This is a genomic window from Kribbella sp. C-35 (assembly GCF_046549195.1).
GTDB lineage: Bacteria > Actinomycetota > Actinomycetes > Propionibacteriales > Kribbellaceae > Kribbella.
Genome location: NZ_JAJPWG010000008.1, coordinates 39,709 through 60,798, shown reverse-complemented (window position 1 = coordinate 60,798; position 21,090 = coordinate 39,709). Strand labels below are relative to the sequence as shown.

Genomic DNA, 21,090 nt, shown 5'->3' with positions numbered 1-21,090 from the left:
CTGTCGCTGTCACCCTTGCCGGTTGCTCGGCGGACTCCTCAGGCTCCTCGGACGGTGGTGCCGCCACGGTGAGCCTGATGATCTGGGACCCGGCTCAGAAGGCGGGTGTGCAGAAGGCGGTGGACGGTTTCCAGGCCGCCAACCCCGACGTCAAGGTCTCCCTGGAGCAGGTTCCGGAGGATCAGTACTACACAAAGCTTGATGCCTCGCTGGGCGCAGGCGAGGGCCCGGATGTGATGTGGCAGAGTTCGCGGGCTCCCGTGTACGTCGAGGGCGGCGCCCTGGAGCCGTTGGACGGGTACGTCGAGAAGGACAAGGTGTCGATGGACGCCTACCCGGACAAGCTCGTCAACTTGTACAAGTTCGACGGCAAGCAGTACGGCATTCCCAAGGATCAGGACGTCTGGTCGGTCGTCTACAACACCGCGGTGTTCAAGAAGCTCGGTGTGACCGACGTACCCACGGCCGGATGGACGTGGGAGGACATGGTCCGGATCGCCGGGGAGGTCAAGGCGAAACAGACCTCGTCCGCGGATGTGCCGATGTATTACAACTACGACTTCAACCGTGGAGTGGGCAGCCTCATCCGCTCCCTCGGAGGCACCGTCGTCAAGGACGGCAACGGCACGGTGTCCTCGCCGCAGGGCATCAAGGCATTCGAGATGATCAAGGATCTGCAGGACAAGAAGCTGATCCCGCCGGTCAAGGACTCGGCGGACTTCAAGGGGACGCAGTCCCTGCTCTCGGGAAGCATCGCCATGGCGAAGGTTCCCTCCTGGGAGCTGTCCTTGCTCGCACAGGCCAACGTCCCGAGCGGCACGTTCCACATGGTCCCGCAGCCCTCGGTCAACGGGTCGCACGCGACCGATACGAACGGGCTGTCCTACGTCATGAACGCCAACTCCAAGAAGAAGGACGCGGCGTGGAAGCTCATCAAGTACCTCACCTCTGCTGAGGGTGCCAAGCTGCATGCCGACGGTGGCGCGAGCATGCCGGCCAACGTTTCTCCCGACGTCAAAGCGGCGTACTACAAGGCGAACAGCAAGATCGACGGGATGCAGGAAGCGTTCGATGTGACGCTCAAGGAGAACTACCTGCGCACTACCACCGAGTTCCCGAAGACCCGTGCGGTGATGCCGGAGATCGAGAGCACGGTGGCTGGGCCGTACTACGCCGGATCGATGTCCGCGGCGGAGGCGGCGAGCAAGGCCGACGCCATTCTCACGAGGTCCCTGAAGCAATGACCAACCTCACGCTACGGCGCACCGCGGGCGTGGAGGGTCTGCGCCGCCCAGCGGTGCGGCGCAAAGCCGGTCGGCGCGACACCCGGATCGGCTTCCTGTTCCTGCTGCCCCTCTTTGCCGGACTCCTCGTCTTCCGCTTCTACGGCTTCGGCTACAACGTGTGGCTGTCGTTCAACAAGGCGGGCGCCTTCGGCCGAGCGAGGTTCACCGGGCTCGAGAACTACGAGCGGTTGTTCTCCGACAGCCAGTTGCGGATATCGCTGGTCAACACGTTCAAGTTCACCGCGATCGTCGTCCCGGGTGTGGTCGTGGTGGCGCTGCTGTGCGCCACATTGATGCAGTACAAGTTCCGCGGGCAGTCGGCGTTCCGAGCGATCGTGTTCCTGCCTGCGGTGTGTCTCCCGACCGCGGCCATCTTGTTGTTCGGGTGGCTGTTCCAGACCCGGTACGGCCTCGTCAACGCCGTGATCCAATCTGTCGGCGGCTCATCTGTCAGCTGGTTCGGATCGCCGGCCGGCGTGACCGTCGTCATCACGGTGATCGTCGTCTTCCTGTCCTTCAGCGTTCCGACGATCATCCTGTACGCCGGCATGCAGGAGATCCCGTCCGACATCTACGAGTCGGCCACCCTCGACGGCGCCGGGCCCGTGCGCCGGTACTTCTCGCTCACCCTGCCGCTGCTCAGCCCGTCGCTGTTCTTCGTGATCCTCACGACGACGATCAGCACCCTGAAACTGTTCGACGTCGCCTACGTCTTGCTGCCACCCGAGCAGTCCGCGTCGGTGAACTACGGACTCACGGCCGTGTATTACTACTACCAGCTGGCCTTCCTCAACATCGGTGACCGCGGATACGCCTCGGCGGTCTCCCTGCTGTTGTTCGTGCTCATCCTCGCCGTCTCGATCGTCTTGTTCCGGCTGCAACGGCGTTTCGTCCACTACGGGGAGGACGGCTGATGCTGCACCAATATCGCGTCCGCTGGTGGACTTTCGCCGTCATCGTCGCGGTCGCGCTCCTGATCCTGGTGCCCTTCGCCTGGATGGCCGCCACGGCCTTGATGACCCCGGGCCAGACCCTCCTGGTCCCACCGAAGGTGATCCCGGACCCCGCGACTCTCGACGGGGCGCGGGGCGTGTTCAGCCGGATCCCGTATCTCAGCCTCTTGGGGAACACGGTCGTCGCTTCGATCGGCCGGGTGATCGGAACACTGGTGATCTGCACGCTCGCCGCGTATGCGCTCGCCGTCATCAAGGTCCCTGGGGCGCGAATCATCCTGGTCACCGTCCTGGCGCTGATCATGGTCCCCGGCGACATCTTCATCGTCCCGAACTTCGCGATCATCTCCGCGTTCGGTCTCACCGATACCCTCGTGGCCCTCTTCCTGCCGTCGATCTTCGACGTGTTCGGGGTGTTCCTGCTGTATCAGTTCTTTCGGGGGATCCCGCGGGAGCTGGTCGAGGCGGCCCGGATGGACGGCGCATCACACCTGCGGATCCTGACGACGATCGTCGCGCCGATCGCCCGGGGCGGACTCGTCACGCTCGCGATCTTGACGGTCCTGTCGGAGTGGAAAGAGCTGCTGTGGCCGATCGTGGTGAACAGGTCGATCGACAAGCTGACCCTGGGACCAGGGATCGCTCTGCTCCGTGGCTCCTACACCACCGACTACAACGTCTTGATGTCCGCCGGCGTGCTCGCCGCTCTGCCGATGATCGTCATCTTCCTCATCCTCCAGAAGCGGTTCATCGCCAGCGTCGCCCGAAGCGGGCTCAAGTGATCGACGACAGAAGGGACTTCCGCATGACGTCCGCAGCTCTTGAACAGGTCGAGGGCCGATAACATGAGTCCCATGCCCAGCAGTGCCGATTCGCCCGACGGCGTTCCCCCAAGCGGCGGTTCTCCGGGGGACCCTCAGAAGGCGAGCACGATCCGAGACGTCGCGTTGGCGGCTGGGGTGTCGAAGTCGACGGCATCCCGGGCATTGCTGGGGCAGCCAGGGGTCAGCCGGGCGAACCTCGAAAAGGTGCAGCGGGCAATTGAGCAGCTCGACTTCGTTCCGAACCAGATTGCCCGCAGCCTGTCGGTGCCGTCACCGGCAACGCTGGGTCTCTTCCTGCGAAGCGCGGAATACCCGTTCTATGGCCACCTGGCCAAAGGGTTCGCCGCTGAGGCCGGCGTACGCGGCTACGAGGTGTTGTCCGTGTCCTCGTTCGATCAGCCGGACGACGCCAACTACCAGTCGCTGATGGTTCTCGCCGGTCTTCGGGCAGCAGGAATCGTTGTTGCCTCGCCGGTTGTCGACCCGCTGACGATACGTCGGGTCGCAGCACGCGTCCCGCTGGTGCTCGTCGGTCAGATGGGCCAGGCATCCAACCCCGACGTACCGTTCGTTGCCCCGGACCCCGACGACGGGGTCGTACTCATCGAGCACGTCGCCGCTCTCGGACACACGTCTGTGGCCCTGACCGCAGTCTTGCCTGAACATTCTCCGACGCAGTGGGTCCGGATCCAAAGGATGCGCACCCACCTCGAAGCCCGAGGCATCCGCAACCGCATCGTCACCATCGGACCCGAGACGAACTTCGTCGACCTGGTCTCCGGGCTGCACGAGGCGGCCGTGACCGCGGTGCTGTGCAACAACGATTTCGCCGCGCTCGATGTGCTGGCCGCCGCCGCGCACCTCGGGCTTTCGGTTCCCGGCGATCTATCGGTCGCGGGTTTCGACGGGCTCCCGCCGTTTGATCATGAGGCGGTCGGGCTCACGACCTTTCGCGTCCCGACCGCCGGCCTGGCGGCCGCGGCAGTCGACCTCGTGCACAAGCTCATCCGGGACGAGGAAGTCGAACGCGGCGGCGTGTTCATTCCTGGTGAACTGCTCATCAGCCGCACAACGGGACCGGCGCCCGCACCCTAGCCCGATGCGTGCTGGCACGTGACTGCCCAGCGCTGAGTGCATGTCCTCGCCTGACAACGCGATCCCGCGATGCCCGCTGGCGTGGTGACCATTCAACTATGCGAAAACGGTAGCCGACTTGACGAACCTCGACACCCAACACCTACTGGACATCGCCCGAAGCAGCGCCCAGCGGGCCGGCGAGCTGGCCGCCGAGATGCGCGCTGATGGAATCAGCGTCGAGTCGACGAAATCGAATCGGCTGGACATCGTCACCCAGGCAGACACCGCCGTCGAGTCAATGATCCGGAAGCGCCTCGCGGCCGCCCGGCCCGACGACGGGTTTCTCGGCGAGGAGGGCGACCCGACTGATGGAACATCCGGAATCACCTGGGTCGTCGACCCGATCGACGGGACTGTGAACTATCTGTACGGATCGCCGTACTACGCGGTCTCGATCGCCGCGACGATCCGCGAGCCTGACGGCCGCCGCCGTACATTGGCCAGCTGCGTCTTCGCACCCGAACTCGACGCCGAGTACACCGCGACCACCGATCAGCCTGCCCTCCTCAACGGACGCGAACTGCGCGTCGATGACCAAGTCACCCTCGACAACGCCCTGGTCGCGACCGGCTTCCCCTATGACCACGGCAGGCGAGACCGAGTCCTCGCCGCCATGTCAGGGCTCGCACCGAAGATTCGCGACTTCAGGCTCAACGGTGCCGCCTCTCTGGAGATCTGCGCAGTCGCCGACGGGCGGCTCAACGCCTTCTTCCTCTGGGACCTTCCCATCTGGGACTACGCGGCCGCCGCGCTCATCGCCACCCGCGCCGGCGCCCGAGTTCAAGGCGGGAAGGACTCACCACGAACACCCCTCCTCCTGGCCGCCCATCCCCGGCTCGCAGACGCGATCGCACCACACCTCAAGGAGACATCTTGACCACACCACGAACCTTCGTCCTCGCCGGGCATCGCGGAAACATGGCCGCTGCGCCGGAGAACACACTGCTCTCCTTCGCAAGTGCGGAAAGCGTCGGCGCCGACGAGATCGAACTCGACGTACAACTCACACGAGACGGCGCCCTGGTTGTCATCCATGACCGTACTGTCGAACGCACCGCCGCGACCTCGACTCCACATCTGCAAACGCCCATCGAGGACCTGACACTTGAACAGATCCGACGTGTCGACCTTGGCCAGGGCCAGCGGATCCCCACGCTGGATGAGGTTCTCGACTCGACGACCGCCTTGCTCCGAGTTGAGATCAAGGCACTGGCCGCGGCACGGCCCCTTGCCGCCTTGCTGAATCAGCGCCCTGAGCACGATCAAGCACGATGCATCGTGACAAGCTTCAGCTCGCTGTCGCTCGCCGACTTCGTCGCGGCAAGCCCGGGACTGCCGCGAGGAGTCGGCTTACACGTCCCAGACAGCGACAGCAACTGGCGCGACGAGGTCAACAGAATCGGCGCATCGACAGTCCTGATGCCCTTCCGCGCACTGACCCGCGACCTCGTCGACGAGATTCACCAAGACGGACGCCGCGTCGAAGCGTCCCTGATCGAGGGACCCGCCGATGTGCGCACAATCCTCGAACTCGACGTCGACGCATCCGCCTCGAACGCGCCCGGCTACGCCCGCGACCTCCTCAAAGCGTCCGACGAGTTCACAAGCCGCTTCCCGTCATTCGTCGAGCGCAGCCCAGTTCAGGTAATCGCAACTCTCTAGCCTTGGAGGACTCCGCCAACCCCGGCCCACCAACCGGGCGGCGCTGCCGACGAGGAGAGGGCGGTGCGCAGCGAGCGCGGGTATTGGAGGATCGCCGGCGCTCTACGTGCCGGTGGGGCTGGTGTGGAGCGGGCGTGTGATTGAAACGTCTGTTTTCATGGGGTTTTCGAGTGTGCGCTGTGTGACCTTGACTGTTCGGTTGGGTGGGCGCATGGTCGAACAGAGGGGGCGCGCTTCGGTGCGGTCGGGGGAGTGGTGTTTCGGCATGTTGCTGACTGGGCGGATCGTTTTCCCTTCGGGGGATCGACCTGAGGAAGCCTCGCGTGTGGTGGCTCGGGTCGAGGAGGTTTCGCGCGCGGACGCGCCGGCCGTGGTCGTCGCCGAGCAGGTCCAGGAGCATGTGGTCCTGCCGCGTGACGACTGGGGATCGTTGCCTTTCGCAATTGATCTGCGTGCCGCCTCGATCGATCCACGGCTGCGGTACTCGGTGCGGGTCCATGTCGACGTGTCCGGAACCGCGAGTGTGACCTCGGACGATTTCGTCTCCACTTCGTCGTACCCGGTTGAATTCGACGCGGGTGAACTGGCGGTGGAGGTACGACGGGTTTGACGTGACGACAACCAGGGGGAGCAGGACGTGACACAGGACAACGGAGTCTGGCGCAACGCGGGGGAGTTCCGCGGCGGAGAACGCGGTACGGCGGTGATCTCAGGAGTCACCTTCTCGAACGCGCCGGTGGTGTACAGCGCGGTGGACGGCCTGGCCGTCTTCGAAGGCGACATCGTGCTCGGGACGGTCGACCAGCTCGAGCTGGGGATGAGCGAACTGCAGGGCACGATCGCCGGGGACGTGCAGGCCGGTGTCGGGATTACCGGTACCCGCTTCCGGTGGCCACGCTCGCAGGTCCCGTTCGATATCGACCCGAACCTGCCGAATCAGCAGCGGGTCCGCGATGCCATCGCGCATTGGGAGGCGAACACGCCGATCCGGTTCCCCGAGCGCACCGCGGCGAACGCCGGCGACTTTCCCAATTTCGTGCATTTCGCGGACGCGGGCGGCTGTTGGTCCTCGGTCGGAATGCAGGGCGGGTCGCAGACGATCAGCCTCGGGACCGGGTGTACGAGAGGGAACGCGATCCACGAGATCGGCCATGCGGTCGGGCTGTGGCATGAGCAGAGCCGGGAGGACCGCGACCGGTTCGTCACGATCAACTGGGCGAACATCCAAGCGGGTATGGAACACAACTTCGATCAGCACATCACCGATGGAGACGACCTCGGCGGGTACGAGTACGCCTCGATCATGCATTACCCGAGGACGGCGTTCAGCAGTAACGGCCGTGAGACCATCACGCCCGTCGATACGAATGCGCAGATCGGACAGCGAACGGGTCTGTCGGCCGGAGACATCGCGGCCGTCCTGGCCATGTACCCGACGGTCGGCTGGCATCACAACGACCTGAGTGCGTCGGCGGGCGCGCCGAACGCGACCGGAGTGCCGGCCGGTTACACGTGGGCCGTGGACAAGACCCAGCACGTCGTTTATCGCGGCGGTGACGGGCACATTCATGAGTTGTGGTTCAACGGGACGTGGAATCGCAACGATCTGGTGGCGGCGGCCGGTGCGCCGAGTGCTGCCGGCGATCCGGCGGGGTATACGTGGGATGTCGACAACACCCAGCATGTTGTCTATCGCGGCGACGACGGGCATATCCACGAGCTGTGGTTCAACGGGACCTGGAACCACAACGATCTGGTGGCCGCGGCCGGTGCCCCGAACGCCGTCGGTGACCCCGCTGGCTACACCTGGGACGTGGACGGCACGCAGCATGTTGTCTATCGCGGAAACGACGGTCACATTCACGAGTTGTGGTTCAACGGGACCTGGAACCACAACGATCTGGTCGCGGCGGCCGGTGCGCCGAGTGCTGCCGGCGATCCGGCGGGGTATACGTGGGATGTCGACAACACCCAGCATGTTGTCTATCGCGGAAACGACGGTCACATTCACGAGTTGTGGTTCAACGGCACGTGGAATCACAACGATCTGGTCGCGGCCGCGGGCGCGCCCAACGCGACTGCACTTGTGGCCGGCTACACCTGGGATGTGGACCGCACCCAGCATGTGGTCTACCGGGCCGGTGACGGGCACATTCATGAGTTGTGGTTCAACGGCACGTGGAATCACAACGACCTGGTCGCGGCGGCCGGTGCGCCGAACGCCGTCGGTGACCCGTCCGGCTACACCTGGGACGTGGACCGCACCCAGCATGTCGTCTACCGGGCCGGTGACGGCCACATTCACGAGTTGTGGTTCAACGGCACCTGGAACCACAACGACCTCGTCGCGGCGGCGGGCGCCCCGAACGCCACCGGTGACCCGGCCGGCTACACCTGGGATGTAGACCGCACCCAACACGTCGTCTACCGAGGCGTCGACGCCCATATCCACGAGGTCTGGTTCCCCTGATCTACCGTCGACGCTCCAGCAAGTCGGCCTGACCGAGGTGCCAAGCGGCGTGGACCTCAGGTGAGGCCGGCGAGTTGGTTGAGGGCGAGTGTCAGGTCCTGGTCGCGGCCGGCGGTCAGCATCCGTTGGTAGGTGGGGCGCCCGCGGCTCCGGGGGACCGCTCGGTGCTTTCCTGAGCATCTGTCGCCCGGTATGTGGTGCCGGGCCCGCGCACCTGCGCGGGCCCGGCACCCTGCGATCAGCGGGTCAAGGAAACCCGCTTGAAGTCGACCGGCACGTCCAGTGCCACGTTGACGTAGTTCGTGAACACGTTGAGCGCCACGTGTGCCACCGTCTCGACAATCTCTTCCTGCCCGAGGCCCGCGTCGCGGGCGGCCTGCAGGTCGGCTTCGTCGATCTGGCCGCGCTTGTCCACCAAGGCGGCGGCCAGCTTCAGGACGGCGTCGGTGCGGGGGTCGTCGGAGTGGCCGCTTTGGGCCGCGGTCATCTCCTCTGTGGTGGCGCCGGCCTTCTTGCCGAGCATGGTGTGCGCGGAAAGGCAGTAGTCGCAGCGGTTGCGGTCGGCGACGGCGACGGCGATCTGTTCGCCGATCTTGGCGCCGAGCGAGCCGTTGCCGAGGGCGCCGAACTGGGACCACATGCTCGTCAGGGCCGCGGGGGAGTTGGCGACGGCGCGGAACATGTTCGGCACCAGTCCGAAGGCGCCCTTGATCTCCGCCAGCGTTTCAGCGCGCTGGTCGGTGATCTGGTCGGGGTCGACGAGGTCGATGCGGGTCATGATCTCTCCTTGGGATCGGGTTCAACTGCAGGTGCCGTCGATGGAGCAGACGGACGTCGAAGTGGCGCCGGTGGGCGCTGAATCCAGCAGGCGGGCGACGGACGCCGCGAGCGTCATGTCGTCGACCGCGCCGAAGTGGTGGCCACGGAGGGTGCCGTCGCGGTCGATGAGCACTGTGGACGGTGTGCCGCGCAGCCCGTAGCGGGCGAATGTGATCGGTGTGGGCTCGTCGCCTTCGTGAGCGTCGACGCCCACCGGGAAACTGATCCGGTATTCGTGCAGAAACGCCTCGAGCCCGACCGGGGTCATCGCCTCGTGGTGCTCGAACACGGTGTGCAGCCCGATGACCGCGAGGTCGTCGCCGAAGGCCTGGGCCAGCCGGGTGGCCTGGGGCAGGCCGTGGCTGACGCAGCCGGGGCAGAGCATCTGGAACGCCTCGAGCACGACCACCCGGCCGCGAAGGCCGGCCAGGGTCAGGGGCTCGCTGTTGAACCAGGCGGTGGTCGCCCAGGGCGGGGCGGGTGTGCTCATCTGCTTTCCTTTGCGGTGTCGGGAGAAGCTCCGTACAGGCGGGAGTCCCGGTTGTCCGAGCGGGCACGCAGCGCTTCGGCGACTGTGGGACCGTGCTGCGGGCGCATCCGAAGCTCGATCGGGTCGCCGGCGGCGAGATGCCCGGGACTCAGCACGCGGCAGTAGAACCCCGTCCGGCCGCTGCGCTGCGTCCGCACGGCCAGGTCCTCGACATCGTGGTGCGCCGCCAGCCGGTAGCAGGGGCGGCGGGGCTGGGTCACCTGGAGCACGACCGTGCCGATGGCGTAGATCGAACGCACCACAACGTCGCTCTCCAGCAGTCCCGTCGTCGTGAGGTTCTCGCCGAAGGCGGGCTGGGCGAGCGGGCCGAGCAGCGGTACCCAGGCTGCGTAGTGCTCGGCTGGGTACAGCAGGACGGCTTTGTCCGGACCGCCGTGGTGTTTCCGGTCGCCCTGCTCGTCGCCGACCAGGCCGAGCGGAGTGACTTCGACCGGGCCGTCGACGGGGGTCTTCCGGATCCCGGACAGCAGGGTGCGGCCGTGCCACGGCAGAGGGCGGGCGGTGCCGACGGAGACGGCGAGGACCTTCACCGCGCACTGCCCACGGCGTGTTCGGCCCAACGGCGCAGGATCCCCGTTCCCGCGGCGGCTGCCGCACGTGCGGCAGCCGGCTCGACGATGGTGCCCGCGGGCAGGTGCGGCGCGGCGCGGTCGAGCGCGCCGGCGTCGAACTCGACGTGGAACTGGAAGCCGTACGACGCGCCGGAGCGGAACGCCTGGTTCGGGTACCGGGCCGAGCTCGCCAGCAGGACACCAGTTTCTGGCAGGTCGAAGGTGTCCTCGTGCCAGTGCAGCACTGGCAGTTCGGTTCCGGCCGCGCCCAGCACCGGGTCGTCGGCGACGAGCCGGACGGAACCCGTGCCGGCTTCGGCCTCCGGCCCGCGCCGCACCTCGGCTCGCAAGGCCGCCGCGAGCAGTTGTGCACCGAGGCAGACACCCAGCACGGGACGGCCGAGCCCGACGCACGCGGCGATCAGCTCCCGCTCTCCGGCCAGGGTTTCGTCCGACGCGCTCATGGGGCCGCCGAGGACGACCAGCACGTCGAGTTCGGTCGCGTCGGGTAGTTCCTCGCCCCGGTCGGCTCGTACGACGCGCACCTCGGCTCCGGCCGCGACCAGGGCGCGCGCGATGAGGGCGGGTCCCTCGAAGGGAACGTGCTGGATCACTGCCGCCTGCACTCGGGCCTCCTGAGTTGTTGTGCCGTTTTCGCCAAGCATGCCACAATCTAGCTAGGAGTCCTACCTATCTTGCGAGGGGGTCGAGTGCAGGTGCGCATCGCCGATCCAGCTGCCGCGCTGCGCGCGTCGTCGTTGCGGGTGACCAAGCAGCGCCTCGCGGTCGTCGGGGCGCTGCGGCGCGCGCCGCACTCCGACCTGGACTCCGTGCGTGACGCGGTTCGCGCCGACATCGGCTCGATCTCGACGCAGGCGATCTACGACCTGCTCGCTGCTCTGGTGCGGGCCGGGCTGGTGCGCCGGCTCGCGCTCGGCGGCTGGCCCGTCCGCTTCGAGCTGTGCGAGCCGAACCACCACCACGTCGCGTGCCGCAGCTGCGGCGCGGTGGCCGACGTCGAAGCCGTGCCCACTCTGCGGCCCGCGCGCGGGCACGGCTACCGGATCGACCAAACCGAGGTGACCCACTGGGGATCGTGCCCATCGTGCCGGTCCGCCGGAGCACCACCACACCAGGAAGAAGGAAGATGACACATCACCACGACACCGGCCGGGAGCCCTTGACCACGGCTGCGGGTGCCCCGGTCGCCGACAACCAGGACAGTGTGACCGCCGGCCCGCGCGGGCCGGTGCTGCTGCAAGACCTGTGGCTGCTGGAAAAGCTGGCGCACTTCGACCGCGAGGTCGTCCCCGAGCGGCGCATGCACGCCAAGGGCTCAGGCGCGTTCGGGAAGTTCACCGTGACCCACGACATCACCCGCTACACGAGCGCCGCGCTCTTCGCCGAGGTCGGCACCGAGTGCGAGACTTTCGTGCGGTTCTCCACCGTCGCCGGGGAACGCGGAGCCGCCGACGCCGAACGGGACATCCGCGGCTTCGCCGCACGCTTCTACACCACGCAAGGAAACTGGGACCTCGTCGGCAACAACACGCCGGTGTTCTTCTTCCGCGACCCGCTGAAGTTCCCCGATCTCGCCCACGCGGTCAAACGCGACCCGCGGACCAACCTGCGGAACCCGGAGAACACCTGGGGGTTCTGGAGCAGCCTGCCCGAAGCGTTGCACCAGGTCACGATCGTGATGAGCGACCGGGGCATCCCGAAGTCCTACCGGCACATGCACGGCTTCGGCTCGCACGCGTTCAGCATGATCAACGCCGACGGCGTCCGGCACTGGGTCAAGTTCCACTTCCGCACGCGGCAGGGCATCGAGAACCTCACCGACGAACAGGCCGCTGCCGTCGTCGGCGCCGACCGCGAGTCCCACCAACGCGACCTCTACGAGGCGATCGAACGCGGTGATCATCCGAAGTGGACGTTGCACGTCCAGGTCATGCCGGAAGAAGACGCGGCGGGCTACCGGTTCCACCCGTTCGACCTCACCAAGGTGTGGAGCAAGAAGGACTACCCGCTCATCGAGGTCGGCGAGCTGGAACTGAACCGGAATCCGGGCAACTACTTCGCCGAAGTCGAACAGGCCGCCTTCACGCCAGGCAACCTGGTACCGGGGATCTCCGTCAGCCCGGACCGGATGCTGCAGGGCCGGCTGTTCTCCTACGGTGACGCCGCCCGCTACCGCCTGGGGGTCAACCACCACCAGATCCCGGTCAACCACCCGCGCGCGGCGGCGCTGGTCAACGCCTACCACCGCGACGGGGCGATGCGCGTGGACGGCAACCACGGCGGTGTGCCGTCGATCGAACCGGACGGCGTCGGCCGGTGGCCACAGCAGCCCGGCTACGCCGAACCGGGGCTGCCGGTGACCGGCGTGGCCGGCCGCTACGACTTCCGCGAGGACGACGAGGATTACTTCCGCCAGCCCGGCGACCTGTTCCGGCTGATGTCGGCCGAGCAGCAGCAAGTCCTGTTCGACAACACGGCGCGGTCCATCAAGGGCGCCCGGCCGGAAACGGTCGAACGCCACATCGCGAACTGCATCCGCGCCGACGCCGCCTACGGCGAAGGTGTCCGCAAGGCCTGTGAGGCGTTCGGCGCGCTCTGAACCGGTTCGTGTTCGGGGCAGTCGGTGCGCAGTTCGGCGCGCGGCAACGGTGTCCGCAGCAGATGGCAGTGGTGGGGCGCGGCGGGATCGGGGTGCTCGTCGCGCCCGAAGAACCGGCAGCCGGTGCAGGTCCGCATCACGCCGACCACGCCCGCCTGCTGCAGCCGGCCGATCACGTCGAGCACTGTCTGCAGCGTCGCCGCCCGGTCGGCCACCGGCGTCGCGGCCAGTGCGGTTGTCAGCGGGTCGTCCCAGGTGGACAGCTCGCGGGCGACCGCCTCGCCGGTGCCGGTCAGCGACAGCACCCGCCGCCGGCCGTCGGTGGTAGGGGAGCGGGTCACGAACTCCTTGCGTTCCAGCGCCGCGATGGCGTCGACCATCGTCGGGGTCGTGACGTCGAACTCCTTCGCGAGCGCCCCCACCTCGCGACGTCCCCGCGGCTGCCGGGCCAGCGCGAGCACGGCCTGCTGCTGCAGCGGTGACAACCCGTGCCCCCGCGCGGTGCGCTGGGCCAGGGAACGCAGTCCGTTCCCGAGCCGCTCGAGCGCATCGGCCAACCTGCGATCGAGGTCGGCTTCGTGGTTCGGTTCAGTCATGCACCCACCTGAATAGGACTCCTATCCGTCCAGGATACGCGGTCCCGGAAGCGAGCCAGGTGCTACGGCCGGACCCGTCTGCTTCGGCGGGGCCGGGGGACGCTGGAGGGGTAGAGCTCGCCCAGGTGGCGTAGGTGCACGGCGGCGCAGAGGTTGAACCGGCCGGCCGTCAACAGGCACTTGACTGCCGGGGTGCTCGACCAGTTGGTGTGCGGCCTCGTCGAGGTGGGCGCTGGCGACGCGCAGCCAGATGGCGACCTCGGTGCTGAAGCCGAGCATGGCCGGCGGGGCGATGACCCGGAAGTAGACACAACCCTCGGCGACGAGCCGGTCGATCCGGCGTGCGACCGGCGCCTCCCAGAGCCGCTCGGTGCGTGGCTTTGTCGGGTCGGCGAGTTCCTCGCGCTCCTGCTGGGTGAGCAGCGACCGCTCCCACGGGTTGATCGAGTAGAAGGAATGCATGACGGCCGGCGTCGAGCGTCAGCAGTTCGATCGCGAAGCGGGCGGAGGCCACCAGTCAGGCTCGCTGTTCACGACGCAGGTTTCGCCGGCTTCGAGGGAGAGTTCCGCAAGCAGGTCGCCCGAGCAGAACTGCAGCGTCAGTTCACTCAGACGCCGCGAACAAGCTCTTCAGCGAGCTAGCGGGAACCAACTAGGCGTGCAGCGCATCACGCGGAGGGTCTGGCGGGATTCGACTGACGCGATGAGGCGGATCGGCTGGTGCGGATGCTGAGGTACGGCGAAGTCGCGGTAGACGAGCGTGGACAACAGCCGGTGGGCGGTGGATCGGGCGACGCCGAGACGTTCGGCGGCGGGTTCTTCACCTGCACTGCCGCCGATCACCTCAGGCCCGCACGCCTGGGAGACATCCCCTTGGTCCTCGCGTCGCGAACCGTGCGCGGGCTGAAGGCCGACACGGTCCTCATCGACGACATCAGCGGAGCCTAGGAGAGCACGAAGCGGGTCCTGGAGGCCGGGCACACCAGAGTCGCGTTCCTGGGCAACGTCATCTCCGTTGCCACCGCGAGCCGCCGCTACGAAGGGTTCTGCCAGGCGCTCTCCGAGTTCGGCCTCGCGCCGGATCCAGAGCTCATCATGCGAGGTCAGCTGGAAGCCATCGGCCTGCGCCGCCTGCGGTCTGCGGCGCCGCCGCCACCCACCCTCGTAGCCTTCGACGACGTAGAACTGGCTCACCTGATGCAGGTACCTCTCCTCGTTGTCTCCCACGATCCGAAAGAGCTCGGCGCTCAAGCTGCACGCATGCTGTTCGAAAGACTCGGCGGAGCCAAGATCGCCAAGAAGCCACGACGCGTCGAACTCCCCGTCGTCGTAGGAGACATCCTGGGCGCCCCGTAGCCCCGACCGAAGCCGCATGGGCTCTCATTTCGCACTCAGCTCCATCCGATCAGTTGGAGTGAGCGTTTTCTGTTGCCGGTGAACTGCTGGACCTAGCGTCGTCCCGAAATCTCGCACTCGCGAATCGAGGGATCTATGTCCGAGCCACTCGCCGATGTCCGCCTGCGCGACTTCGCTCCGGTGTCGATGATGACCGCCCACACCACGCACGTGACCGAGCCCGCCGCTCCGATCGTCGACGTACACAATCACCTCGGCCGCCGCCTGACCGGAGTCTGGCGAGCGCCGGACCCGGACGCGTTGATCGCGATGATGGACGCCGCCGGCGTCGCGACCATTGTGAACCTCGACGGTGAGTGGACCGACGAGCTCGAGGCAAACCTCGAGCGCTACGACCGTAAGTATCCCGGGCGGTTCGTCACCTTCGCACGGGTGGACTGGAACGACACGTCCACACCCGGCTGGGGCGACCGGATGGCCGCCTCACTGGCCGACTCGGTACGCCGCGGAGCCGCCGGGCTCAAGCTCTGGAAGGACATCGGGCTCCGCGTACGCGATGAGCGGGACGAGCTGATCTTCCTCGACGACGAGCGGCTGGAGCCGTTGTGGGACGCGCTCGCCGAGACCGGCGTCCCCGCGCTGATCCACACCGCCGATCCGGCCGCGTTCTTCCAGCCGCTCGATGCCCGCAACGAAAGGCTCGAGGAGCTGCTGCGGCATCCCGACTGGCACTTCTACGGACCTGAGTTCCCGTCGTTGCAGCGCCTGCTGGACGCGTTCGAGGCAGTCGTCGCCGCGCACCCGCGGGTGCGGTTCATCGGCGCGCACGTCGGCTGCCTGGCGGAGAACCTCGACTGGGTGGAGCAGATGCTCGACCGGTACCCGAACTATCGGGTCGACATCGCCGCGCGGCTCGCCGAGCTCGGCCGGCAACCGCGACGTACCAGAGCGCTCGTCGAGCATCACCCGGACCGGGTCCTGCTCGGCACGGACTGCGCGCCGCCGGAAGCCGCCGACTACCAGCTGTACCTGCGTTTCCTGGCGAGCTGCGACGAAGCCTTCGCGTACTCGACGGAGGAACCACCGCCGACCGGCCGCTGGACGATCTCGGGCCTCGGCCTGCCTGACGACCTGGCCGCGCGGGTCGAGGGCGACAACGCCAGAGCCTTCATCCCGGCCCTCGCGGCGAGGACGAACGATGGCTGACTACGACCTGATCATCATCGGCGGCGGCATCGTCGGAGCGAGTGCCGCCCTGGCCGGCGTCCGGAAGGGCGCGCGGGTCGTGCTGATCGATGCCGGACTGGCAGGTCGCGCGACCGACGCCGGAGCGGGCATCGTGTCGCCGGTCGCACTCGACCGCGGCGAACAACGTCCCGAGTGGACGGCGCTCATCACCGAATGCGTCGGCTACTACGAGAGCCTCCTGGCCGAGCTGGACGCCGTCGACCCAGCCGGCGCCGGGTCGGCGACGTACGAGCAGGTCGGTGAACTGGTCGTTGCCGGCGACGACCCAGGCGAGCAGGCAGCGCTCGACGTTGTTGCCGAGCGCCTCTCCACCCCAGAGGGTCGCCGGTCCCACGGCGTCACCAAACCGGTGGAGATCGTTGAGGACGTTCGCACGTACTGGCCCGAGCTGCGGCGCGACCTTCGCGGCCTGTTCATCACCGAGGTGGGCCGAGTCGTCGGTTCCCGCTTGCACGACCGGTTGCTGACCGCGGCGCGCCGGCTGGCCCGTGCACAGTCTGATGGCGCAGGACTGGAGATCATTCCCGGTGCGGGGGTCTTGGATGCGGGGTCCCCGCGGGTCCGCGTCGGGCACCGCGTGCTCGACGGCCGAGCCGTTCTGTTCGCGACCGGCGCCTGGGCAACAGCAGACCTCGTCCCGTACGGCGTCCAGATCCCGGTCCGGCCGATCCGCGGGCAGCTCGTGCACCTGCGTCTCGACGGTCAGCAAACCGGTATGCGACCAGTGGTGAACACCCCGGGCTCCGGCTACCTGCTCGGATTCGACGACCGCATCGTTGCGGGTGCGACGCACGAGGACGTCGGATTCGATGCGCGCGTCACCGCCGGCGGGCAGCACGCCGTACTGCAAGCCGCTCTCGACCTGGCGCCGGGCCTGTCCGCTGCCACCGTGCTGGAGACCAGAGTCGGCCTCCGGCCCGCGACCAGCGACGGCCTGCCCCTGGTCGGAGCGGTGGCGCCGGCGGTCCATGTCGCGACCGGGCTCGGTGCATGGGGGCTGACCCTCGGCCCACTGCTCGGCGAGCTCGCGGCACGGCACGCGCTCGGCGAACAACTACCGGAACGGCTCGACTTCCTCAGCCCAGGCCGTCCTCTCACGAAGGAGTCCGCATGAACACGGTACGACGAATTCGCAGGCGCCTGCTGAGCTTGTTGCTGGTGGCACCTTTGGTCGCCGCGGCGGCCTGCTCGGGCGACTCCGGATCGGGTGGCGACGACGACCACGTCACCCTCACCTACGCCATCTGGGACCAGGCCCAGGCGCCCGCGATGAAGCAGATCATCCAGGAGTTCCACGGCAAGCACCCGAACATCGACGTACAGGTTCAGGTGACGCCCTGGGAGAGCTACTGGACGAAGCTCCAGACCAGCGTCACCGCCGGCACCGGACCGGACCTGTTCTGGATGACGATGGTGTACGCGAAGTACTACGCCACTGGCGGCGGCATCGCACCGCTCGACGACCAGATCAAGAAGTCGAAACTCGACCTGAGCGCGTACGTGCCCGCGGTCACCAAGGCGTACACGTTCGACGGCAAGGTGTACGGCGTACCGAAGGATGTCAACGGATTCGGACTCTGCTACAACAAGCGGCTCTTCGACGCCGCGAAGCTGAAGCACCCGGACGATTCCTGGACCTGGAACGACGTGGTCGCCGCGGCGCAGAAGCTGACCAACCCGCAGAAGGGCGTCTACGGGTTCGTCGCTCCCGAGGCAGACGAGCTGAGCTGGTACCTGACCGTTCCCCAGGTCGGCGGCCAGGTGATCTCGCCCGACGGCACGAGCTCCGGTTACGACCAGGAGGCGACGATCAAGGGCATCCAGTTCTGGACCGACATGATCACCAAGTACCACGTCTCACCGACGCTGCAGCAGACGACCGACACCGATCCGCTCGCGATGCTCACCTCGGGGAAGGTCGCGATGCGGTACTGCGGCTCGTGGGAGCCCGAGGAGATCGCCGCCGTGCCGTACGGCAAGGCCAACATCGGCATCGCACCGTTGCCGGCCGGACCCGACGGGAACCGGAACTACTACAGCAACGGCCTCGCGAACAGCATGTCCGCCAAGACGAAGCACCCCGACCAGGCGTGGGAATTCCTGCAGTTCCTCGGATCGGACCGCGCCGCCGAGATCCAGGCGAAGACCGGCACGGTGATCCCTGCGTACCAGGGCCACGCGGACGCTTACGCCAAGGCGATGCCGGAGTTCGACCTGCAGGTTTTCGTCGACCACCTGAAGTACGCGCAGCCGTTCCCGGCGTCCACCGACACCGCCGCCTGGCGGGACGCGGCGACGAAGCAGTTCGCCGACGCCTGGACCGGCAAGGCACCGGTCGCCGACGTGTCCCGGCGCGTCGCGGAGACGATGAACCAGGCCTTGGCGAAGGAGAAGAAGTGAGCGGCCAAGGCACAGCCACGGTGCCGGCCGACCCGCTGACCGGCAAGCAGGCCGGTCAGCGCGCCAGGACGGCAGGCCGGCCGCGACCGCCGACCCGGGACAGCGGCTGGTGGGCAGCGGTACTGCTGCTGCCTGCCGCCATCGGGCTCCTCGTGTTCGAGATCTGGCCGACCTTCCAGACGATCTACTACTCGTTCACCAGCTGGGGAGCCTTCGGCGGGCACGCGTGGTCGGGGCTGGAGAACTACCGGACGCTGATCGCCGACTCCGACGTCTTCCACGCGATCGTCAACACGGCGATCATCAGCGCGATCTCGCTGCTCGCCGTACCGCTGTCGGCCGTCGTCGCGGCGCTGCTGAGCCTGCCCGGCATGCGCGGAGTCACGATCTACCGCACGCTGTACTTCCTGCCCGTGGTCACCCTTCCGGCAGCGGTCGCGCTGACCTGGAAGTACCTGTTCAACGGCGACTACGGCCTGATCAACTGGCTGCTGTCCAAGGTCGGTATCGACGGCCCGCACTGGCTGTCCGACCCGGCGACCGCGATCTTTGCCATCAGCATCGTCGGGGTCTGGGGATCGATCGGCTACAACATGGTGATCTTCCTGTCCGGCATCCGCGGCATCCCGACCGACTACTACGAGGCGGCCGAGCTGGACGGTGCCGGGCGAGTGGCGCAGTTCTTCCACATCACGGTCCCGCTGCTCACGCCGTCGATCTTCTTCGTCACCGTGATCACGGTGATCAACTCGTTGCAGGCCTTCGATCTCGTGTATCTGATGGTGGGTCAGACGAGTCCCGCGATCACCAGGACCGAGACGCTGGTCTACCTCTTCTACCAACGCGGGTTCGCCGAGCACGACGGTGGCTACGCGGCCGCCATCGGCGTACTGCTGCTGCTTGCGACCCTGATCCTTACCGCGGCCCAGTTCCGGCTGCAGCGGAGGTGGGTCCACTATGGCTGAGTCGGCCAAGCGGCGCTTCAGGCACCCCATCGCGCACCTGGTCCTGTGCATCGGCGCGATCTTCATGGTCGGCCCGTTTCTCTGGCAGCTCTCGACCTCGCTGCAGACCTTCGGTGAGTCGGTCAGCGTGCCTCCGACGTTCGTACCGACCTCGCCACAGTGGTCCAACCTGTCGACCGTCTTCGGCGCCTTGCCGTTCGGCCGGGAGCTGCTCAACACCACCGTCATGACGATCGCGCGGACCGTCGGCCAGGTCCTGTTCAGCGCCCTCGCGGGCTTCGCGTTCGCCCGGATGCAGTTCCGCGGGCGCGGCGTACTCTTCGCGATCTTCCTCTCGGTGACGATGGTTCCGTACCAGGTATTCCTGCTGCCGCAGTACCAGATCATGCAGAAGCTGGGGCTGCTGAACACACTGGTCGCGCTGTTCCTGCCCGGCATGTTCAGTGCCTTCGGCACCTTCTTGATGCGGCAGTTCTTCCGGCAGCTGCCGATGGAGATCGAGGAGGCGGCGCGGATCGACGGTGCGAACATCTTCCAGATCTTCTGGCGGATCATGCTGCCGATGGCGGCACCCGGCATGATCGCGCTCGGCGTTCTGGTCGTCATCTGGTCCTGGAACGACCTGCTCTGGCCACTCGTGGTGAACTCGGATCCCCGGCAGATGCCGGTCTCTGCCGGGTTGGCCAGCTTGCAGGGGCAGTACACGACGAACTTCCCGGTGCTGATGGCCGGCTCACTCGTGGCGAGCCTGCCCGTCATCGCCGTGTTCGTCGTCTTCCAGCGACAGTTGATGAGCGGTATCGCGTTCTCCGGGGTGAAGGGCTGACTCAGCGGGGGAGCCGGGCCAGCCGCACCCTGACACCCAGCTCCTTCAGCCCGGCGAGCTCACGCGGGTCCGCCGACGCATCGGTGACCAGGATGTCGATGGCCGATGCGTCGGCGACCTTCGCCACGGTGGCCCGACCGATCTTCGAGCCGTCTGCGACCACCATCAGTCGGTGTGCGTGCGACACCATGGCGTGGTTGGTGCGCGCCTCGGTCGGGTCGTGGGTGGTCACGCCGTGGGCGACGCTCACACCGTCGGCACCGAGAATGGCGACGTGGACACTGATCCCGTTGAAGGCGCTCTCGGCCAGGCTGCCGACGAGTTCGAACGAGCTTGCCCGGATCACGCCACCAGTCATGATCACCTGAAGATTCGGCCGGGCCGCGACCGCCGCCGCGGTCGTCAGCGCGTTCGTCACGATCGTCAGCCGTCGCCGGGTGCCGAGCTCACGGGCGACCTCGGCGGTCGTCGAGCCACCGCCGATCGCGACCGCCAGCGGCCGGTTGGACGGCAGCAGCGCTGCGGCCGTGACGCCAATGGCGTGCTTGGCTCGCGGTCTCTTGATGTCCCGCAGCCGGACGGGGAGCTCCGGACCGGTGGCGGGCCGGGCACCGCCGTGTGTCCTGCTGATCAGGCCCTGCTCCTCGAGGTGGGTCATGTCGCGGCGCAGCGTCGCGGGCGACACGCGAAGCTCACGGCACAAGCAATCGACAGACATCAGGCCGCGCTCACCCAGCAGGTCGAGAATCTCTACCAGCCGCTGAGCGCGCCGCGGCGACGTTTGCCAAGAGCGCACGGCAGAGGGCGTTGCCGTACCCATGACGATC

General features: G+C 67.2%; 24 protein-coding genes. 16 read left to right on the top strand and 8 right to left on the bottom strand.

Annotation, left to right across the window (positions count from 1 at the left end; all coding sequences use genetic code 11):
• The first annotated feature begins 77 nt into the window (after positions 1-77).
• From ACLJOO_RS39900 to legP, 8 genes are all read left to right on the top strand, one after another.
• Positions 78-1,244 carry an ABC transporter substrate-binding protein gene (locus tag ACLJOO_RS39900; protein WP_410793223.1) on the top strand — a complete coding sequence of 389 codons (1,167 nt, stop codon included), beginning with the start codon at positions 78-80 and terminating at the stop codon, positions 1,242-1,244.
• Complete coding sequence (locus ACLJOO_RS39895; protein ID WP_410793221.1) at positions 1,241-2,200, top strand: carbohydrate ABC transporter permease; 960 nt, start codon at positions 1,241-1,243, stop codon at positions 2,198-2,200. Before ACLJOO_RS39900 ends, ACLJOO_RS39895 begins: the two co-directional genes overlap by 4 nt.
• Positions 2,200-3,021, top strand: coding sequence for a carbohydrate ABC transporter permease (locus ACLJOO_RS39890; RefSeq protein WP_410793219.1), 822 nt, complete (start codon positions 2,200-2,202; stop codon positions 3,019-3,021). Before ACLJOO_RS39895 ends, ACLJOO_RS39890 begins: the two co-directional genes overlap by 1 nt.
• Before the next feature lie 72 nt (positions 3,022-3,093).
• The gene (locus ACLJOO_RS39885) at positions 3,094-4,158 is read left to right on the top strand and encodes a LacI family DNA-binding transcriptional regulator (protein ID WP_410793217.1); all 1,065 of its coding nucleotides are present in this window, start codon (positions 3,094-3,096) and stop codon (positions 4,156-4,158) included.
• Between the two features lie 118 nt (positions 4,159-4,276).
• On the top strand, positions 4,277-5,077 hold the full coding sequence (locus ACLJOO_RS39880; RefSeq protein ID WP_410793215.1) for an inositol monophosphatase family protein: 801 nt from the start codon (positions 4,277-4,279) through the stop codon (positions 5,075-5,077).
• Positions 5,074-5,862: a glycerophosphodiester phosphodiesterase gene (locus tag ACLJOO_RS39875; protein ID WP_410793213.1), complete on the top strand. Its 789-nt coding sequence runs from the start codon at positions 5,074-5,076 to the stop codon at positions 5,860-5,862. Before ACLJOO_RS39880 ends, ACLJOO_RS39875 begins: the two co-directional genes overlap by 4 nt.
• Positions 5,863-6,019: 157 nt before the next feature.
• Positions 6,020-6,472 carry a YbaY family lipoprotein gene (locus ACLJOO_RS39870; RefSeq protein ID WP_410793549.1) on the top strand — a complete coding sequence of 151 codons (453 nt, stop codon included), beginning with the start codon at positions 6,020-6,022 and terminating at the stop codon, positions 6,470-6,472.
• A gap of 27 nt (positions 6,473-6,499) precedes the next feature.
• On the top strand, positions 6,500-8,332 hold the full coding sequence (gene legP / locus ACLJOO_RS39865; protein ID WP_410793211.1) for a Dot/Icm T4SS effector Zinc-dependent metalloprotease LegP: 1,833 nt from the start codon (positions 6,500-6,502) through the stop codon (positions 8,330-8,332).
• Between the two features lie 238 nt (positions 8,333-8,570).
• Here legP and ACLJOO_RS39860 read toward each other — a convergent pair whose 3' ends face one another.
• The 4 genes from ACLJOO_RS39860 to ACLJOO_RS39845 are packed head-to-tail and all read right to left on the bottom strand — an operon-like array spanning position 8,571 to position 10,878.
• On the bottom strand, positions 8,571-9,110 hold the full coding sequence (locus ACLJOO_RS39860) for a carboxymuconolactone decarboxylase family protein (protein WP_410793208.1): 540 nt from the start codon (positions 9,108-9,110) through the stop codon (positions 8,571-8,573).
• A gap of 21 nt (positions 9,111-9,131) precedes the next feature.
• A complete protein-coding gene (locus tag ACLJOO_RS39855; RefSeq protein WP_410793206.1) occupies positions 9,132-9,641 on the bottom strand; it encodes a hypothetical protein in 510 nt (169 codons plus the stop codon).
• Positions 9,638-10,231, bottom strand: coding sequence for an MOSC domain-containing protein (locus ACLJOO_RS39850; RefSeq protein ID WP_410793205.1), 594 nt, complete (start codon positions 10,229-10,231; stop codon positions 9,638-9,640). The genes ACLJOO_RS39855 and ACLJOO_RS39850 overlap by 4 nt, the downstream gene beginning before the upstream one ends.
• The gene (locus ACLJOO_RS39845; protein WP_410793203.1) at positions 10,228-10,878 is read right to left on the bottom strand and encodes a type 1 glutamine amidotransferase; all 651 of its coding nucleotides are present in this window, start codon (positions 10,876-10,878) and stop codon (positions 10,228-10,230) included. Before ACLJOO_RS39845 ends, ACLJOO_RS39850 begins: the two co-directional genes overlap by 4 nt.
• Positions 10,879-10,962: 84 nt before the next feature.
• Between ACLJOO_RS39845 and ACLJOO_RS39840 the strand changes: the two genes are divergently transcribed.
• Positions 10,963-11,403 carry a Fur family transcriptional regulator gene (locus ACLJOO_RS39840; RefSeq protein ID WP_410793201.1) on the top strand — a complete coding sequence of 147 codons (441 nt, stop codon included), beginning with the start codon at positions 10,963-10,965 and terminating at the stop codon, positions 11,401-11,403.
• On the top strand, positions 11,400-12,872 hold the full coding sequence (locus tag ACLJOO_RS39835; protein ID WP_410793199.1) for a catalase: 1,473 nt from the start codon (positions 11,400-11,402) through the stop codon (positions 12,870-12,872). Before ACLJOO_RS39840 ends, ACLJOO_RS39835 begins: the two co-directional genes overlap by 4 nt.
• Here the strand turns inward: ACLJOO_RS39835 and ACLJOO_RS39830 are convergent.
• From ACLJOO_RS39830 to ACLJOO_RS39820, 3 genes are all read right to left on the bottom strand, one after another.
• Positions 12,824-13,468, bottom strand: a complete 645-nt coding sequence (locus ACLJOO_RS39830) for a MarR family winged helix-turn-helix transcriptional regulator (protein ID WP_410793197.1) — start codon at positions 13,466-13,468, stop codon at positions 12,824-12,826. The genes ACLJOO_RS39835 and ACLJOO_RS39830 overlap by 49 nt on opposite strands.
• 21 nt (positions 13,469-13,489) lie before the next feature.
• A complete protein-coding gene (locus tag ACLJOO_RS39825) occupies positions 13,490-13,930 on the bottom strand; it encodes a hypothetical protein (RefSeq protein ID WP_410793196.1) in 441 nt (146 codons plus the stop codon).
• 168 nt (positions 13,931-14,098) lie between these two features.
• Positions 14,099-14,311, bottom strand: coding sequence for a helix-turn-helix domain-containing protein (locus tag ACLJOO_RS39820; RefSeq protein ID WP_410793547.1), 213 nt, complete (start codon positions 14,309-14,311; stop codon positions 14,099-14,101).
• 252 nt (positions 14,312-14,563) lie between these two features.
• Between ACLJOO_RS39820 and ACLJOO_RS39815 the strand changes: the two genes are divergently transcribed.
• From ACLJOO_RS39815 to ACLJOO_RS39790, 6 genes are all read left to right on the top strand, one after another.
• A complete protein-coding gene (locus tag ACLJOO_RS39815; protein WP_410793195.1) occupies positions 14,564-14,824 on the top strand; it encodes a substrate-binding domain-containing protein in 261 nt (86 codons plus the stop codon).
• 135 nt (positions 14,825-14,959) lie between these two features.
• Positions 14,960-16,030 carry an amidohydrolase family protein gene (locus ACLJOO_RS39810; protein WP_410793194.1) on the top strand — a complete coding sequence of 357 codons (1,071 nt, stop codon included), beginning with the start codon at positions 14,960-14,962 and terminating at the stop codon, positions 16,028-16,030.
• The gene (locus ACLJOO_RS39805; protein WP_410793192.1) at positions 16,023-17,186 is read left to right on the top strand and encodes an NAD(P)/FAD-dependent oxidoreductase; all 1,164 of its coding nucleotides are present in this window, start codon (positions 16,023-16,025) and stop codon (positions 17,184-17,186) included. The genes ACLJOO_RS39810 and ACLJOO_RS39805 overlap by 8 nt, the downstream gene beginning before the upstream one ends.
• Positions 17,183-18,472, top strand: coding sequence for an ABC transporter substrate-binding protein (locus ACLJOO_RS39800; protein WP_410793191.1), 1,290 nt, complete (start codon positions 17,183-17,185; stop codon positions 18,470-18,472). The genes ACLJOO_RS39805 and ACLJOO_RS39800 overlap by 4 nt, the downstream gene beginning before the upstream one ends.
• Positions 18,469-19,437, top strand: coding sequence for a carbohydrate ABC transporter permease (locus ACLJOO_RS39795; RefSeq protein WP_410793189.1), 969 nt, complete (start codon positions 18,469-18,471; stop codon positions 19,435-19,437). Before ACLJOO_RS39800 ends, ACLJOO_RS39795 begins: the two co-directional genes overlap by 4 nt.
• A complete protein-coding gene (locus ACLJOO_RS39790; protein ID WP_410793188.1) occupies positions 19,430-20,263 on the top strand; it encodes a carbohydrate ABC transporter permease in 834 nt (277 codons plus the stop codon). Before ACLJOO_RS39795 ends, ACLJOO_RS39790 begins: the two co-directional genes overlap by 8 nt.
• Before the next feature lies 1 nt (position 20,264).
• On the opposite strand, the gene ACLJOO_RS39785 is transcribed toward ACLJOO_RS39790, so the two are convergent.
• Positions 20,265-21,083, bottom strand: a complete 819-nt coding sequence (locus tag ACLJOO_RS39785) for a DeoR/GlpR family DNA-binding transcription regulator (protein ID WP_410793186.1) — start codon at positions 21,081-21,083, stop codon at positions 20,265-20,267.
• Between the last annotated feature and the right edge of the window lie 7 nt (positions 21,084-21,090).

What these genes read in the sequence shown, in the direction of transcription:
- ACLJOO_RS39855 (WP_410793206.1), bottom strand. Translation starts at nt 9,641, where the DNA reads ATGAGCACACCCGCCCCGCCCTGGGCGACCACCGCCTGGTTCAACAGC.
- ACLJOO_RS39890 (WP_410793219.1), top strand. Translation starts at nt 2,200, where the DNA reads ATGCTGCACCAATATCGCGTCCGCTGGTGGACTTTCGCCGTCATCGTC.
- ACLJOO_RS39785 (WP_410793186.1), bottom strand. Translation starts at nt 21,083, where the DNA reads ATGGGTACGGCAACGCCCTCTGCCGTGCGCTCTTGGCAAACGTCGCCG.
- ACLJOO_RS39810 (WP_410793194.1), top strand. Translation starts at nt 14,960, where the DNA reads ATGTCCGAGCCACTCGCCGATGTCCGCCTGCGCGACTTCGCTCCGGTG.
- ACLJOO_RS39835 (WP_410793199.1), top strand. Translation starts at nt 11,400, where the DNA reads ATGACACATCACCACGACACCGGCCGGGAGCCCTTGACCACGGCTGCG.
- ACLJOO_RS39790 (WP_410793188.1), top strand. Translation starts at nt 19,430, where the DNA reads ATGGCTGAGTCGGCCAAGCGGCGCTTCAGGCACCCCATCGCGCACCTG.
- ACLJOO_RS39870 (WP_410793549.1), top strand. Translation starts at nt 6,020, where the DNA reads ATGGGGTTTTCGAGTGTGCGCTGTGTGACCTTGACTGTTCGGTTGGGT.
- ACLJOO_RS39900 (WP_410793223.1), top strand. Translation starts at nt 78, where the DNA reads ATGATCTGGGACCCGGCTCAGAAGGCGGGTGTGCAGAAGGCGGTGGAC.
- ACLJOO_RS39860 (WP_410793208.1), bottom strand. Translation starts at nt 9,110, where the DNA reads ATGACCCGCATCGACCTCGTCGACCCCGACCAGATCACCGACCAGCGC.
- ACLJOO_RS39805 (WP_410793192.1), top strand. Translation starts at nt 16,023, where the DNA reads ATGGCTGACTACGACCTGATCATCATCGGCGGCGGCATCGTCGGAGCG.
- ACLJOO_RS39800 (WP_410793191.1), top strand. Translation starts at nt 17,183, where the DNA reads ATGAACACGGTACGACGAATTCGCAGGCGCCTGCTGAGCTTGTTGCTG.
- ACLJOO_RS39825 (WP_410793196.1), bottom strand. Translation starts at nt 13,930, where the DNA reads ATGCATTCCTTCTACTCGATCAACCCGTGGGAGCGGTCGCTGCTCACC.
- ACLJOO_RS39885 (WP_410793217.1), top strand. Translation starts at nt 3,094, where the DNA reads ATGCCCAGCAGTGCCGATTCGCCCGACGGCGTTCCCCCAAGCGGCGGT.
- ACLJOO_RS39815 (WP_410793195.1), top strand. Translation starts at nt 14,564, where the DNA reads ATGCGAGGTCAGCTGGAAGCCATCGGCCTGCGCCGCCTGCGGTCTGCG.
- ACLJOO_RS39895 (WP_410793221.1), top strand. Translation starts at nt 1,241, where the DNA reads ATGACCAACCTCACGCTACGGCGCACCGCGGGCGTGGAGGGTCTGCGC.
- ACLJOO_RS39830 (WP_410793197.1), bottom strand. Translation starts at nt 13,468, where the DNA reads ATGACTGAACCGAACCACGAAGCCGACCTCGATCGCAGGTTGGCCGAT.